A 16,785-nucleotide genomic window follows, 5' to 3' on the forward strand; every position below is an offset into this window, starting at 1 on the left:
CGAAGCGGTGGTCGAAGCACTGCGGGCCGCGCTGAAGGAGAACGAACGGCTGCGCGACGTCGCGCGGGCGGCGACCGAGCCGGTGGCGATCGTCGGGATGGGCTGTCGGTTCCCGTCCGGCGTCGGTTCGCCCGAAGAGCTGTGGGAACTGGTCGTGGACGGCCGGGACGCCGTGTCGGCCTTCCCGGGCGACCGCGGCTGGGACCTGGCGTCGCTGTTCGCCGACGACCCGGACCGGCCGGGCACCTCGTACGCCCGCGAGGGCGGGTTCCTGTACGACGCCGCCGAGTTCGACGCGGGCTTCTTCGGTGTCTCGCCGCGCGAGGCCCTCGCCATGGACCCGCAGCAGCGGCTGCTGCTGGAGACGTCCTGGGAGGCGGTGGAACGGGCCGGCATCGATCCGCTGTCGCTGCGCGGCAGCCGGACCGGGGTCTTCGCCGGAGTGATGTACCACGACTACGGCTCACGGCCCGGTCTGGTCACCGACGAGGTCGAAGGGTACGTGGGCACGGGCAGCGCGGGCAGCGTCGCCTCCGGCCGGGTCTCGTTCACGCTGGGCCTGGAGGGCCCCGCCGTGACGCTGGACACGGCGTGCTCGTCGTCGCTGGTCGCCGTGCACCTGGCGGCCCAGGCGCTGCGACGCGGCGAGTGCTCGCTGGCGCTCGCCGCGGGTGTGACGGTGATGGCGACACCGTCCACGTTCGTGGAGTTCAGCCGGCAGCGGGGGCTCGCCCCGGACGGGCGCTGCAAGTCCTTCGCCGACGCGGCGGACGGAGCCGGGTGGAGCGAGGGAGCCGGCGTGCTGCTCCTGGAACGGCTGTCGGACGCACGCCGCAACGGGCGGCGGATCCTGGCCGTGGTGCGCGGCAGTGCGGTGAACCAGGACGGCGCGAGCAGCGGTCTGACGGCTCCGAACGGCCCGGCGCAGCAACGGGTGATCCGGCAGGCACTGGACGACGCGGGGCTCTGCGCCGCGGACGTCGACGCGATCGAGGGACACGGCACCGGCACCCCGCTCGGCGACCCGATCGAGGCGCAGGCGATCCTCGCGGTGGCCGGGCGGGACCGGCGGCGCCCGCTCTGGCTCGGCTCGGTGAAGTCGAACATCGGGCACACCCAGGCGGCGGCGGGTGTCGCGGGCGTCATCAAGACGGTGATGGCGCTGCGGCACCGGGTACTCCCCCGGACCCTGCACGTCGACGAGCCGTCGACCGAGGTGGACTGGTCGGCCGGGGCGGTGGAGCTGCTGACGCGCAGCCGGCCGTGGCCGGACCCGGGTCGGCCGCGCCGCGCGGGGGTGTCGTCCTTCGGCATCAGCGGCACCAACGCCCATGTGGTCCTGGAGGAGGCCCCGGAGCCCGCCCGCGAGGGGACCGGTGAGCTCCCGGCGGGATTCCTCGGGGAGCAGCGGGCCGGGAACGGGGACGTCCCGCTGCCGTGGCTGCTGTCGGGCCGGGACGAGGGCGCGCTGCGGGACCAGGCCGAACGGCTGCGCCGGCACGTCGCGGACGACCGCGGGCTCCGCCTCGCCGACGTGGCGTACTCGCTCGCCGTCACCCGGCCGGCGTTCGAGCACCGGGCGGTGGTCGTCGCGGCCGACCGGGCCGCACTGGACCGGGAACTGGGCAGGCTCGCGGCGGGCGGGGCACCCGCCGCGGGGTCCCGGGGCACGGTCCGCGAGGGCCGTCTGGCGTTCCTGTTCACCGGACAGGGCGCGCAGCGCACCGGCATGGGACGCGAGCTGTACGCGCGGTACCCGGTGTACGCCGAGGCCTTCGACGCGGTCTGCGCCGAGCTGGACCGGCATCTGGACCGGCCGCTGCGGGACGTGGTCCTGGGCGCCCCGGGGACCGAAGGGCTGCTCGGCGAGACGGCCTGGACGCAGCCCGCGCTGTTCGCCGTCGAGGTCGCGCTCCACCGGCTGGTGGAGTCGTGGGGCGTACGGCCCGACGCGGTCTCCGGTCACTCCGTCGGCGAACTCGCCGCGGCGCACGTGGCGGGCGGGCTGTCGCTCGCGGACGCCGCCACGCTGGTCGCGGCCCGGGGCCGGCTCATGCAGTCACTGCCGCGGGGCGGCGCGATGAGCTCGGTGGAGGCGACCGAGGAGGAGGTGGCGCCACTGCTGGCGAAGCGGTCCGGGCGTGCCTCTCTGGCGGCGGTGAACGGGCCCTCGTCGGTGGTGGTCGCCGGGGACGAGGACGCGGTCGCGGACGTGGTGGCGCACTTCGCCGGGCTGGGCCGCCGCACCAAGCGGCTGCGGGTCGGCCATGCGTTCCACTCGCCCCACATGGACGCGATGGCCGAGGAGTTCGCCGCCGTGGTGCGCGGCGTCTCCTTCAGCGCCCTGCGGATCCCGGTGGTGTCCGCGCTCACCGGCGACCTGGTGGACACCGCGGCGCTGGGCACGCCGGAGTACTGGGTGCGGCACGCCCGGGAGACCGTGCGGTTCCTCGACGCGGTCCGGACGCTGGAGGCCGAGGGCGTCACCGCGTTCCTGGAACTGGGCCCGGACGCGGTGCTCGCGGCGATGGCCCAGGAGTGCGCCGCGGGCGGTGTCTTCGCGGCCGCCCTGCGCCGGGACGAACCCGAGGAGCAGGCGCTGCTCACGGCGCTCGGACACCTGCACGTCCGGGGCGCCGTGCCGGGCGCCGGGGTGATCTGGGCGGAGGTGCTGGCCGGTGGCGGCGGCCGGCCCGTGCCGCTGCCGACCTACCCCTTCCAGCGCACCCGGTACTGGCTGGAGGCCGCCGGCGGCGACCGGACGGCGGCCCGGGTGGACGAGCACCGGTACCGCGTCGAGTGGACACCCCTGACCGTGCCCGGCGCCTCCCGGCTCTCCGGCAGCTGGCTGATCGTCACGTCCGACGCGGCCGGCGCCGCGGCGCACGGACTGCTCACGGCGGGCCGGCGGGCCGGGGCGGACGACGTCCGCCTGCTCACCCTCGACGCGGCGACCGGGACGGACCGTGCGGTCCTCGCCCGCCGGCTGCGCGGACTCGCCGCCGACCGGCCGCCCGCGGGTGTGGTGTCCCTGTTGGCCCTGGACGAACGGCCGCTGCCGGACGGGAGCCGGCCCGGGAGGCCGTCAGGTGGCCTGGACCGGGGCCTGGCGACGACGGTGGTGCTGGGGCAGGCCCTGGGTGATGCCGGGATCGGTGCCCCGCTGTGGTGTCTCACCCAGGGCGCGGTGACCGTCGGCCCCGACCCGGTGCGGCGTCCGGCGCAAGCCGCCGTCTGGGGGCTCGGCCGGGTGGCCGCGCTCGAATGGCCGGAGCGCTGGGGCGGCCTGGCCGACCTGCCGGAGACGGTCGACGAGGACGCGCTCGGCCGGCTCCTGGCGGTCCTGGCCGCACCGGACGGCGAGACCCAGCTGGCCGTGCGGGCCGACAGGGTGCTCGGCTGCCGTCTCGTGCGCTCGCCGCTCGCCGGAACACCGGTGCGGCGGGTCTGGCAGCCCACGGGCACCGCCGTCGTCACCGGCGGCACGGGCGGACTCGGCGCACAGGTGGCGCGCCGGCTGGCCGCCCAGGGCGTGCCGCACCTGCTGCTGCTCGGCCGCCGCGGGCCCGACGCCCCCGGCGCCGCCGAGCTGAAGGACCAGCTCACCCGGCTGGGCGCCGAGGTGACCGTCGCCGCCTGCGACCTCGCCGACCAGGACGCCCTGCGCCGCGTCGTGGCGGCACTGCCGCCGGAGCACCCGGTCGGCACCGTCGTGCACGCGGCGGGCACCGTCCACGGGGAGACACCGCTGTCCGAATACGGTCTCGCCGGTTTCGCCGAGGTGCTCTCCGGCAAACTGGCGGGCGCCCGGAACCTCGACGCCGTCTTCGACGGGTCGGCCCCCGGCCGTTCCCCCGACGCCTTCGTGCTGTTCTCCTCCGGCGCCGGGCTGTGGGGCAACTCCGGGCAGGCGGCGTACGCGGCGGCCAACGCCTCCCTCGACGCCCTGGCCGGCGCCCGCCGGGCCCGCGGACAGGCCGCGACCTCGATCGCCTGGGGTCCGTGGGCCGGCGCGGGCATGGCCGCCGACGCGGGCGAACTCCTGCGCCGCCGCGGTGTCCCGCCGATGGATCCGGACACCGCGCTCGCCGGTCTTCAGGCGGCACTCGACCGCGACGAGACCACGACGGCCTTCGCCGCCTTCGACTGGGAGCGGTTCGCGCCCGCCTACGGCGGCTCCCGCTCACACGCACTCCTGGCCGCCCTGCCCGAGGCGCGGCGCGCCCTGCGCACGGAGGCCGGGCCCACGGGCGCCGGGGCCCTGCGGGAGCGGCTCGCGGCTCTGCCCGTGGACGAACAGTCCCAGATCCTGCTCGACCTGGTCCGCACCCACGCCGCCGACGCGCTCGGGCACCGCTCGGCGGACGACGTCCGCGCCACGTCGGCGTTCAGGGACCTCGGGTTCGACTCGATGGCCTCCCTGACGCTGCGCAACCGCCTCAACGAGGCCACCGGTCTCGCCCTGCCCACCACGGTGGTCTTCGACCACGCCACCCCGGCCGCCCTCGCCCGGCACCTGCACACGGCCGTCCGTCCCGACGGCGCGGCCGACGGCTCGCTCCTGGCAGGACTGGACGGGCTGGAGAGCGCGGTCGACGCGCTGTCCCCGGGCGACGAGGCACGCGCCCGGGTCGTCGCCCGCCTGCGGACCCTGCTGTGGAAGTGGGACCGGCCCGGCCCGGCCGGCGAAGGAGCCGACGGCGACGCCCTGTTGCTGGCGACCGACGACGAGATGTTCGACATCGTCAACAAGGAGCTCGGAATCTCATGACCAGCCCTGTCGAGCACAAACTGCGCCAGTACCTGAAACTCGTCACCTCCGAACTGCAACAGACCCGGACCCGTCTCGACGCCGTCGAGCGGCGGGACCACGAACCCGTCGCGATCGTCGGCATGGGGTGCCGCTTCCCCGGACAGGTCGCGTCCCCGGAGGACCTGTGGCGGCTGGTCGCGGACGGGGCCGATGTCGTCGGCGACCTGCCCGAGGGCCGGGGCTGGGACCCGGCGGACCTCTACGACCCGGAGCCGGGCCGCCCCGGCAAGAGCTATGTGCGTACCGGAGCCTTCCTCGACGACGCGTCGGGGTTCGACGCCGAGTTCTTCGGGATCAACCCGCGCGAGGCCCTGGCGATGGACCCGCAGCAGCGGCTGTGGCTGGAGGTGACCTGGGAGGCGCTGGAGCGGGCCGGCATCGATCCGCTGTCGCTGCGCGGCAGCCGGACCGGGGTCTTCGCCGGACTGACGCACCAGGGGTACGCGTTCCCGGCGCGGGTGGGTCCCGACGACGAGGTGGCCGGGTACCGGCTCACCGGGAGCACCGCGGCGGTGGCGGCCGGCCGGACCTCCTACGTCCTTGGTCTGACCGGCCCCGCGGTGACCGTGGACACCGCCTGCTCCTCCTCCCTGGTCGCCCTGCACCAGGCGGTCAACTCGCTGCGTTCCGGGGAGAGTTCGCTGGCACTGGCGGGCGGGGTGACCGTGATGGCGACACCCGGCGCCTTCGTGGAGTTCAGCCGGCAGCGCGGCCTGGCCGCGGACGGCCGGTGCAAGTCGTTCGCCGCGGCGGCCGACGGCACCGGCTGGGGCGAGGGCGCCGGCGTCCTGGTGCTGGAGCGGCTGGCGGACGCACGGCGCGAAGGCCATCCGGTGCTGGCCGTGATCCGCGGTTCCGCCGTCAACCACGGTGGTGCCGGCAACGGCCTGACCGCGCCCAACGGTCCGTCGCAGGAGCGGCTGATCGAGGCGGCGCTGGCCGCCGCCCGGCTCTCGCCCGCCGAAGTCGACGCGGTCGAGGCGCACGGCACCGGGACCACGTTGGGTGATCCGATCGAGGCCCGCGCGCTGCTGGCGGCGTACGGCCGGGACCGGCCCGCGGACCGCCCGCTCTGGCTGGGCTCGGTGAAGTCCAACATCGCGCACACCCAGGCCGCCTCAGGGGTCGCCGGGGTGATCAAGATGGTGATGGCGATGCGGCACGGCGTGCTGCCGCGCACCCTGCACGCCGACGAACCGACCCCGCACGTGGACTGGACGGCCGGCGCCGTACGACTGCTCACCGAGGAACGCGCATGGCCCGACGAAGGCCGCCCGCGCCGCGCCGGGGTCTCCTCCTTCGGCGTGAGCGGCACCAACGCCCACGTCATCCTGGAACAGGCTCCCGACACGGCGGACGAGCCACCCGCCGACGGCGCCGGCACCGCGGGCGGCCGGCCTGCCGCGGACGGCGCGGACGACTCCGACGACACGGACAGCACGGACGGCGGCGGTCCGGGCACCGCCACGGCCGCGGCGGTGCCCGCGGCGCCGGTGTCCGCGACGCCGTGGGTGGTGTCCGCCTCCAGCGCGCAGGCGCTGCGGGACCAGGCGGCGCGGCTGGCCGCCTACGCAGCTGCCCACCCGGAGGCGACCGCGGCGGACATCGGCCACTCCCTTGTCACCACCCGGTCCGCCCTCCCGTTCAGGGCGGTCGCGGTCGGCTCCGGACGGACCCGGCTGGTGGAGGCGCTGGAGGCACTGTCCCGGGGCGAGGAGTCGCCGGCGGTCGTCACGGCCGGGGCGGGGCCCGGCCCGCTGGAGGCGGACACCGCCGCCCGGCGCCGGATCGTGTTCGTCTTCCCGGGCCAGGGCGCGCAGTTCGCCGGCATGGCCACCGGTCTGCTGGACACCTCCCCGCTCTTCCGCGAGACGATGGAGGAGTGCGCGGCGGCGCTGGCACCGTACGTGGACTGGTCGCTGCTGGACGTGCTGCGCGGGACCGACGCGAGCTGGCTGGAGCGGGTGGACGTGGTCCAGCCCGCGCTCTTCGCGGTGATGGTGTCCCTGGCCGCACTGTGGCGTTCGGTGGGCGTCACCCCGGACGTGGTGGTGGGCCACTCCCAGGGCGAGATCGCCGCTGCCTGCGTGGCGGGCGCCCTCTCGCTGCCCGACGCGGCCCGGGTGGTGGCCGTCCGCAGCCGGGCACTGCGCGCGCTGGCCGGCGGGGGCGGGATGGTCACGGTCGCGCTGGGCGAGACCGAGGCCGCCACCCTGGTCGCGCCCTGGGGCGCGCGGCTCTCGGTGGCCGCGGTCAACAGCCCTTTGTCGGTGGTGGTGTCCGGCGACGTGGCCGCGCTGGCCGAGCTGACCGACCGGTGCGCCGCGGACGGGGTGCGGACACGCCGGATCCCGGTGGACTACGCCTCGCACTCCGCGCAGGTCGAGGAGGTACGCGACGAACTGCTCGGCGCGCTTTCCGGGATCACGGCGGACTCCCCGCGCACGGCGTTCCTCTCCACGGTCACCGGGGCCCTGCTGGACGCCGCCGACCACCGGTCCGAGTACTGGTACCTCAACCTCCGCCGGCCCGTCCGGTTCGCCGAGGTCACCCGAGAGCTGGCCGGCGGCGGCTACGACGTCTTCCTGGAGATCGGCCCGCATCCGGTGCTGACGGTGCCGGTCCAGGAGACCGTGGAGGACGCCGGGGCCGGCGGTGTCCTGGTCACCGGGTCGCTGCGCCGTGACGACAACGGCATGGAGGGATTCCTGCGGGCGGCGGGCCGGCTGTACGCCCACGGTGTCCGCCTGGACTGGGAGCGGCTGTTCGCGGGCCGGGGCGCCCGCCGGCTGGACCTCCCGACGTACGCCTTCCAGCGTCGCGGCTACTGGCTGGCCGACGGCGGGGCGGACCTGGACGTCGCGGCCACCGGGCTCGCGCCGGGCGGCCATCCCCTGGTCGGGGCGGTCGTCGCCACCGCGACCGGGAACGGTCTGGTGCTGAGCGGACGGCTGTCGGTCCGCGCTCAGCCGTGGCTCGCCGACCACACCGTGCACGACACGGTGCTGTTCCCCGGCACGGCCTTCCTCGAACTCGCCTCGCACGCCGGCCGGCTGCTGGGCGCGGAGCGGGTACGGGAGCTGACCGTGCAGGCGCCGCTGGCTCTGTCCGCGGAGGGCGGGACGACCTTCCAGGTGGTGGCGGAGAGCCGGGACGAGGGCTGGGCCGTCAGCGTGCACTCCCGGACCGGGGACGACGAGCCCTGGATCCGGCACGCGACCGGTGTCCTCGACGACGAGCCGGCCGCGGCTGTGCCGGAGGACGGGGCCTGGCCGCCCGACGGCGCGGTCGCGGTCGACCTCGGCGACCACTACGCCCGGCTGGCCGGCCGGGGCTACGGGTACGGGCCGGCCTTCCAGGGGCTGCGGGCGGCCTGGCGGCTCGGGGACACGGTCCTCGCCGAGGTACGGCTGGAGGGGGAACCGCTCTCCGGCGCCGCGTCGTTCGGCCTGCATCCCGCTCTGCTGGACGCGGCCGCGCAGAGTGTCGCGCTGACCGGCCCGCAGGACGGCGCCGGACCGGCGGGCCGGACCGCGGTCCGGCTGCCGTTCTCGTGGAGCGATGTCTGCCTGCACACGACCGGGGCGTCGGCGGTGCGCGTCCGGCTGTCGCCCGCCGGGGCGGACGCGGTGTCCCTCACGCTCACCGACCCGTCCGGGCGTCCTGTGGCCTCGGTGGGCTCCCTGGCCCTTCGTCCGGTCGACCCCGCGCAGTTCTCCGCCGCCCGCACGGCAGGCGGGGGACTGTTCCGGCTGGCGTGGACGCCCGCGCCCGCTGGGCGGCCGGCGGCACCCGGTGGGCACGCCCTGCTGGGACCGGTGCCCGGCCTTGACGGGCCCGACGACATGCGCGCGGACGGCGGGACACCCCGGTACGACGACCTCGCCGCGCTGAGCGGCCGCATCCGTTCCGGCGGCCCGGTGCCCCCCACGGTGGTGGTGTCCTGCACCCCGGCCGCCGTCGCCGCCGCGTACTCCCCCTCCGCCTCCCCCTCCGCCTCCCCCTCCGCCGCCGACGCCGACGCCCCTTCCGTCCGTACGACGCTGGAGCACTCCCTGGGCCTGCTCCAGGCGTACCTCACCGACGAGCGGCTCGGCGCGTCCAGGCTGGTGCTGCTGACCCACGGCGCGGTGGCGGCGCGGCCGGGCGACGTCCCGGACGACGCGCAGGCAGCGCTCTGGGGCCTGGTCCGGACCGCCCAGACCGAGCACCCCGGCCGGTTCGTCCTGGTCGACACCGACACCGGTCGGCTCTCCCCCGGCCGGCTGGCCGCGGCACTGGCCACCGGGGAACCCCAGATCGCGGTGCGCGCCGACACGGTGCTGCACCCCGGCCTCGCACGCCCCGACGGGCCGACGGAGCCCGAAGGGGCGCGGGAGGGGCGGCCGTTCGCCGACGGCACCGTGCTGATCACCGGCGGCACCGGCATGCTCGGCACCCTGCTCGCCCGTCATCTGGTCACCGTCCACGGAGCCCGGCGCCTGCTGCTGCTGAGCCGTCGGGGCCCGGCCGCCGCGGGCGCCGCCGAGCTGGTGCCGGAGCTGTCCGCGCTCGGTGCCGACGTGGAGGTGGCCGCCTGCGACGTCGGCGACCGGGACGCCCTGGCGACGCAGCTGGCGCGGATCCCGGCGGACGCCCCGCTGACCGCGGTGGTGCACACCGCCGGTGTACTGGACGACGCGGTGCTGACCTCGGTCACCTCCGACCGGCTGGAGCGGGTGCTGCGTCCGAAGACGGACGCGGCGCAGCACCTCGACGCCCTGACCCGGCACCTGGACCTCTCCGCGTTCGTGCTGTTCTCCTCGGCGGCCGGGCTGCTCGGCACGGCCGGACAGGGCGCGTACGCCGCGGCGAACGCGGCCCTGGACGCGCTGGCGGAGCGCCGCCGGGCGAGCGGCCTGCCTGCGCTCTCGCTGGCCTGGGGCTTCTGGGAGCAGCAGAGCGCGATGACCGGTCACCTGGGCGAGGCGGACCTCGCGCGGATCGCCCGGTCCGGGATGCGGCCACTGACGTCGGAGGAGGGCCTGGCGCTCTTCGACGCGGCACTGGCGGACGGGGCGGCGGTCCTGGCACCCCTGCGGGTCGGCACCGCGGCGCTTCGCGCCCAGGCCGCCTCAGGCGTCGTACCGCCGCTGCTGCGGGCGCTGGCCGGTCCCGGTGCGCGCCCGACAGCCCTGCCGGGGCCGCAGGGCGACGCCGGACCGGCCGTGCTCGACGGTCTGGACCGTCTCTCCGGCCACGAGCGCGCACGGGTCCTGCTGGATCTGGTGTGCGGCACGGCGGCGGCGGTGCTGGGACACCGGTCGGCGGACGACGTCCCGCAGACCCGCGGCTTCCTGGAGATGGGCTTCGACTCGCTGACCGCGGTGGAACTGCGCAACCGGCTCGCCGCCGCCTGCGGGCTGCGGCTGCCGACCACCCTCGTCTTCGACCACCCCACGCCGCGTGCCGTCGCCGGCCGGCTGGACACGCTGCTCGGCGGGGACGAGGAGCGCGCCGAAGAGGCCGTCACCGCCGGACTCGACCGGCTCACCGGCCAGCTGCGCGGCACGGATCTGCGGGACGAGGTACGCGATCAGGCGGTGACCCGGCTGACGGAGCTGCTGGCCCACCTGACCGGCGGGCCGGGGCCCGCCCCGGACCCGGGCCTGGAGAGCGCGACCGACGACGAACTCTTCGACCTGGTCGACAACCGCTTCCTGCATGCGAAGTGAACCCGTCGGGCCGATCGTGCGGAAGGAGCGGCACCCATGACGAACGAGACCAGGCTGCGTGAGTACCTCAAGCGGGCGATCTCGGAGGGGCAGCAGACGCGACTGCGCCTGGAGGAGGTGGAGGCGAGGGCGCGCGAACCGATCGCCGTGGTCGGCATGGCCTGCCGGTACCCCGGCGGTTCGGACAGCCCGGAGAAGCTGTGGCGGCTGGTCACCGACGGCCGCGACCCCCTGTCCGCACTGCCGTCCGACCGGGGCTGGGACATCGGCCGGCTGCTGGGGACCGGCACCGGCCGGCCGGGCACATCGCACTCCGGGGTGGGCGGTTTCCTCGACGACTGCGCCGGTTTCGACCCCGAGTTCTTCGGGATCAGCCCGCGCGAGGCACTCGCGATGGACCCGCAGCAGCGTTTGCTGCTGGAGCTGGCCTGGGAGGGCTTCGAACGGGCGCACCTCGACCCCGGGGCACTGCGCGGCAGCCGTACCGGGGTGTTCGTCGGGGTGATGTACAGCGACTACGGGGGGCGGCTGCGGGAGCCGCCGGCGGAACTGGAGGGTTATCTCGGCAACGGCAGCGCGGGCAGCGTGGCGTCCGGAAGGCTGTCCTACACCTTCGGCCTCGAAGGACCCGCGGTGACGGTGGACACCGCCTGCTCGTCCTCGCTGGTCGCGCTCCACCTGGCGGCCGACTCGCTGCGCTCGGGCGAGAGTTCGCTGGCACTGGCGGGCGGGGTGACGGTGATGTCGACGCCCGGGGTGTTCGTGGAGTTCAGCCGGCAGGGCGGCCTGGCGGCGGACGGCCGGTGCAAGTCGTTCGCCGCGGCGGCCGACGGCACCGGCTGGGGCGAGGGCGCCGGGATGCTGGTGCTGGAGCGGCTGGCGGACGCACGGCGCGAAGGCCATCCGGTGCTTGCGGTGATCCGCGGTTCCGCCGTCAACCAGGACGGCGCCAGCAGTGGGCTGACCGCGCCGAACGGTCCCTCGCAGCAGCGGGTGATCCGTGAGGCGCTGACCCGGGCCCGGCTGGCGCCGTCCGACGTGGACGCCGTCGAGGCGCACGGCACCGGGACCCGGCTCGGCGATCCGATCGAGGCGCAGGCCCTCCTCGCGACGTACGGCCGGGACCGGCCCGCGGACCGCCCGCTCTGGCTAGGCTCGGTGAAGTCCAACATCGCGCACACCCAGGCCGCCGCCGGCGTCGCCGGGGTGATCAAGATGGTGATGGCGATGCGGCACGGCGTGCTGCCGCGCACCCTGCACGCCGACGAACCGACCCCGCACGTGGACTGGACGGCCGGCGCCGTACGACTGCTCACCGAGGAACGCGCATGGCCCGACGAAGGCCGCCCGCGCCGCGCCGGGGTCTCCTCCTTCGGCGTGAGCGGCACCAACGCCCACGTCATCCTGGAACAGGCTCCCGCTGCCGAGCGGCGTCCCGCCGACGCCGCGGAGGTCCTCGACACGGGCGCCGTGACACCGTGGGCGCTGTCCGCCAGGAGCGCCGAGGCGCTGCGCGCCCGCGCCCGTGACCTGCTGACGCACCTCGACGGGCGGACCGACGTCCCGCTCGCCGACACCGCCCGCTCGCTGAGCCGGTGCCCCTCGCTCGGCCACCGCGCCGTGGTGACGGCCCGGGACAGGGCCACGCTGCGCCGGACACTGGCCGCACTGGCCGACGGGGGCACCGCGCCCGGTCTGGTGCAGGGCGTGGCCGGCCGGCCGAAGCTCGCCTTCGTCTTCACCGGCCAGGGCAGCCAGCGCCAGGAGATGGGACAGGCTCTCTACGCGGCGTTCCCGGCGTTCGCCGACGCCCTGGACACGGTCGCCGAGCAGGTGGACGCACGCCTTGACCGGCCGCTGAAGGAACTCATGCTGGGCGGCTGCGGGCCGGACGGGCTGCTGGACCGGACCGGGTACGCCCAGCCGGCGCTGTTCGCTTTCGAGGTGGCGCTGTTCCGGTTGCTGGAACGGTGGGGGGTGCGGCCGGACTTCGTCGCCGGCCACTCGATCGGCGAGCTGGCCGCTGTCCACGTCGCCGGCGTCCTGTCGCTGCCGGACGCCGCGCTGCTGGTGACCGAGCGCGGCCGGCTGATGCAGCAACTGCCGTCCCGCGGGGCGATGGTGGCGGTGCAGGCGAGCGAGGAGGAAGTGCTGCCGCTCCTGGCGGACCTGGACGGCCGGGCCGCCCTCACCGCGGTCAACGGGCCGTCGGCGGTGGTGGTCGGTGGTGACGAGGAGGAGGTCCTCCTGGTCGCCGCCGAGCTGGCGGGGCGGGGGCGCAGGACCCGGCGGCTGCGGGTGAGCCACGCGTTCCACTCCCCTCATATGGACGGGATGCTGGCGGAGTTCCGCGAGGTCGCCGCAGGACTGGAGTTCCGGGCGCCGCGTGTCCCGGTGGTGTCGACCCTGTCCGGGCGGGAGGTCACGGCACAGGAGCTGCGCTCCCCGGACCACTGGACGCGGCACGCGCGGCACACGGTGCGGTTCCTCGACGCCGTCCGCACCCTCCGGGCCAGCGGCGTCGACACGTTCCTGGAGGTGGGACCGGACGCGGCGCTCACCCCCATGGTGGACGGCTGCCTGCCCGAGGACGACGGCGGGACGGTGACCGCGACGGTCCGGGCGGGACGGCCGGAGGAGGAGACGCTCGTCACGGCCGTTTCCCGGCTGTACGTGCGGGGTGTGCCGGTGGACCTGGGGGCGTGTCTGCCGGACGCCGGACCACACCTGGTCGACCTGCCCACCTATCCCTTCCAGCGCCGCCGGTTCTGGCTCGACCCGACCCCCGAGGACCGGGCGGGACAGCCCCGTCCGGCCGGCCAGCGGGCCGTGGCACACCCGGTGCTGGGCGCCGCCGCGGAGCTGCCGACGGGCGAAGGAACCCTGTTCACCGGCCTGCTGTCGACGGCGGAACTGCCCTGGCTCGCCGACCACACCGTGCTCGGCGCCCCCGTCCTGCCGGGGGCGGCGCTGGTGGAGCTGGCACTGACGGCGGGCCGCGAGACGGACCGGCCCGACCTCGAGGAACTCACCCTGGAGGCGCCGCTGGTGCTGCCAGAAGACGGTGCCGTGCAGATCGGGGTGATGGTGGGCGCGCCGGACGACGCCGCGCGCCGGCCGGTGAGCATTCACTCGCGGCCGCAGGACGCGTCCGCGGCGGCCCCCTGGACCCGGCACGCCGCCGGGCTCCTGAGGGCCGCCGGCGACGAGCAGCCGAAGGCACCGGCGGTATGGCCGCCCGCGGGCGCGGTCGACGTCCCGGTGACCGGTCTCTACGAGGCGCTCGGCGCCGTGGGCCTGGACTACGGGCCGGTGTTCCGGGGCGTACGCAGGGCCTGGCGGGACGGCGCCGAGGTGTTCGCCGAGGTGTCCTTGCCCGAGGAGCACATCGACGGGCCCGTCCGGTTCGGGCTGCATCCGGCGCTGCTCGACGCGGCGCTGCACAGCGCCGGTGCCGGTGCCGGTGCCGGTGGGCCGATGGAGAGCGGGGACGGGGCGGTCGTGCCGTTCTCCTGGAGCGGCGTGACGCTGCACGCCACCGGGGCGCGGGCCCTGCGGGTCCGGCTGGCCCCGGCCGGCCCCGGCAGTCTGGCGGTGACCGCCTGGGACCCGGACGGCCGCCCGGTCGTCGCCGTCCGCGGCCTGGCGCTGCGCCCCGTCTCCCGCGAGCAGATCCGGGCGGCGCGAGGAGCCCGGCACGACGGCGTCCTCCGGGTCGACTGGACGGAACCCGCCGGGCGCCCGACGGCACCGGTCCGGCACTGCGCGCTGGTCGGCACGATCCCCGCCGGCCTCACCGCGGCTCTGGAGTCCCAGGGCCACCGGGTGAGCCGTCACCCGGACCCGCTGGAGGCCCTCCTGGCCGACGGCGCCCCGGCCGACGGGCCGGTGCCGGACAGGGTCGTCGTCCTCGTGGACCCGCACCGCGGGACCGTCGTGGAGGCGGCTCACCAGGCCGTGCACGCCACGCTCGACACGATGCGGCGGTGGCTCGGCGAGCCCCAAGCCGTGGGGGCACGGCTGGTGTTCGTGACCGTGGGGGCGGTGGCCGCGCAGGCGGCGGACGACGTGCCGAGGCCGGCCCACGCCGCGGTGTGGGGCCTGGTCCGATCCGCGCAGACGGAGCATCCGGACCGGTTCGCGCTCATCGATCTGGACGGCCGCGACGCCTCCGCGGACGTCCTGGCCGCCGCGCTCGCCACCGGCGAACCCCAGACGGCGGTCCGCGCCGGTCGGCTCCTCGTGCCCCGGCTCGCCCGGATACCGGCCCTGCGCACGGATCCGGAGCCCGCGTTCGACCCGCGGGGAACCGTGCTGATCACCGGCGGCACCGGCGGCCTCGGGCGGCAGGTCGCCCGCCGGCTGGCAGAACGGCACGGCGCCCGCCGTCTGCTTCTGGTGAGCCGCCGCGGCCCCGCCGCCGAAGGCAGCGCCGAACTGGTCGCGGAACTGCGCGAGCTGGGCGCGCAGGCCACCGTGGCCGCCTGTGACGTGGGCGACCGGCAGGCGCTGGCGGAACTCCTCGCCGGCCTCCCCGCCGCGCATCCGCTGACCCTGGTCGTGCACGCGGCCGGGGTGACCGACGACGGCGTGCTGACGTCCATCACCCCGGAGCAGGCCGACACCGTACTGCGGGCCAAGCTGGATTCGGCCTGGTACCTGCACGAGCTGACCCAGGACGCCGGCCTCGCCGGATTCGTGCTGTTCTCCTCCGCGGCCGGGGTCCTCGGCGCCGGCGGCCAGGCCAACTACGCCGCGGCCAACGCCTTCCTGGACGCGCTCGCCCGGTACCGCACCGCCCGTGGACTGCCGGCCGTATCGCTGGCCTGGGGCCCGTGGGCGGAGGACGAGGGCGGCATGACCGGCGTCCTGGGCGCGGACGGTCTCGCCCGGCTCGCCCGCGACGGGGTGCGCGCCTTTCGCTCCGCGGATGCCCTGGACCTGTTCGACGCGGCCCGGTCCGGCGACGAGCCCGCGGTGGTCCTGCTGCGGACGGACACCACCGCGCTCCGCGCCGCCGCGGAGCGCACGGACCTGCCACCGCTGCTCGCCGGACTCGTACCCGCGCCACCGCCCGCTCCCGCCTCCGTACCGGCCCTGCGCCGGCCCCGGCTCGCCGACCTGCACGGCGAGGAGCGCCGCACGGAACTCCTCGGTCTGGTGCTCACCCACGCCGCGAGCGTCCTGGGGTACACCGGTCCCGAGGCCCTGGACGCCTCGGGACCGTTCCTGGAGTCCGGATTCGACTCGCTGACCGCCGTGGAGCTGCGCAACGCCCTCGGCGGGGCGACCGGTCTGCGGCTGCCCTCCACCGTGGTGTTCGACAGCCGCACCCCGGCCGGGCTCGCCGAACGGCTCGACGAGCTGCTGGACGAGGCCCCGGCCGCCGGGGCCGACGACGCGCCCCCGCCGCGGGACACGATCGACGTCCTGTACCGGGCGGCCGTCGCCCAGGGCCGGATCCACGAGGGCAACGCGTTCCTGTCGGCCGCCTCCCGGCTGCGGCCGGCGTTCACGGCCGGGGACGCCACCGACCGGAAGCCGGTGCGGCTGGCGAGCGGCCCCGAACGCCCCGCCCTGCTCTGCTTCCCGACGGTCGGGGCCTCGTCGAGCCCGCTCCAGTACGCCCACTTCGGCACGGCGCTCACAGGTGTCCGCGGAGTGTCGGCGCTCCAGGTGCCGGGCTTCGTCGAGGGCGAGCCGCTGCCCGCCGACTTCGACGCCATGGTGGAGTCACAGGCCCGGACGGTGCTGCGGCACGCGGCGGGAGAACCGTACGTCCTGGTCGGCTACTCCTCCGGGGGCTGGCTGGCCAACGCGGTGGCGGTCCATCTGGAGCGGACGGGCCACCACCCGGCCGGCGTCGTGCTGCTGGACACGTACTTCGCCGACAGCCGACTCCCGCTGATCCAGCCGGCGCTGACCCGGGGCATGTTCGACCGCGAAGAGGCGTTCGGCCGGATCGGCCATGTGCGGTGGACCGCGATGGGCGCCTATCTGCGGCTGTTCACCGACTTCGCCCCGGCTCCGACCCGCGCACCCCACCTGCTGGTCCAGGCAGCCTCCGCGCTGCCGTCCGTGCCGGGCGCGCCCGAGGTGCCGGCCGAGGCCTGGAAACGGACACCGGCGTTCCCGATGGCCGTCCGGGAGGTGCCCGGCGATCACTTCACGATCGTGGAGGACGACGCCGCCACGGCCGCGCTGGCCGTCCACGACTGGCTCACGGCCCGGCCCGCCGCTCCACCGGGCTGACCCCGC

3 protein-coding genes are annotated in these 16,785 nt (G+C 76.3%); all 3 read left to right on the forward strand.

Annotated features, from left to right (window positions below; all coding sequences use genetic code 11):
• Positions 1–7 precede the first annotated feature (7 nt).
• Positions 8–4,771 carry an SDR family NAD(P)-dependent oxidoreductase gene (locus tag QFZ75_RS05375; RefSeq protein ID WP_373466025.1) on the forward strand — a complete coding sequence of 1,588 codons (4,764 nt, stop codon included), beginning with the start codon at positions 8–10 and terminating at the stop codon, positions 4,769–4,771.
• Positions 4,768–10,527 carry a type I polyketide synthase gene (locus QFZ75_RS05380; protein WP_307534274.1) on the forward strand — a complete coding sequence of 1,920 codons (5,760 nt, stop codon included), beginning with the start codon at positions 4,768–4,770 and terminating at the stop codon, positions 10,525–10,527. Before QFZ75_RS05375 ends, QFZ75_RS05380 begins: the two co-directional genes overlap by 4 nt.
• A 78-nt stretch (positions 10,528–10,605) precedes the next feature.
• Complete coding sequence (locus QFZ75_RS05385; protein WP_373466026.1) at positions 10,606–16,779, forward strand: type I polyketide synthase; 6,174 nt, start codon at positions 10,606–10,608, stop codon at positions 16,777–16,779.
• Positions 16,780–16,785: the final 6 nt, after the last annotated feature.

The sequence above is a fragment of the Streptomyces sp. V3I8 genome, assembly GCF_030817535.1.
Classification (GTDB): domain Bacteria; phylum Actinomycetota; class Actinomycetes; order Streptomycetales; family Streptomycetaceae; genus Streptomyces.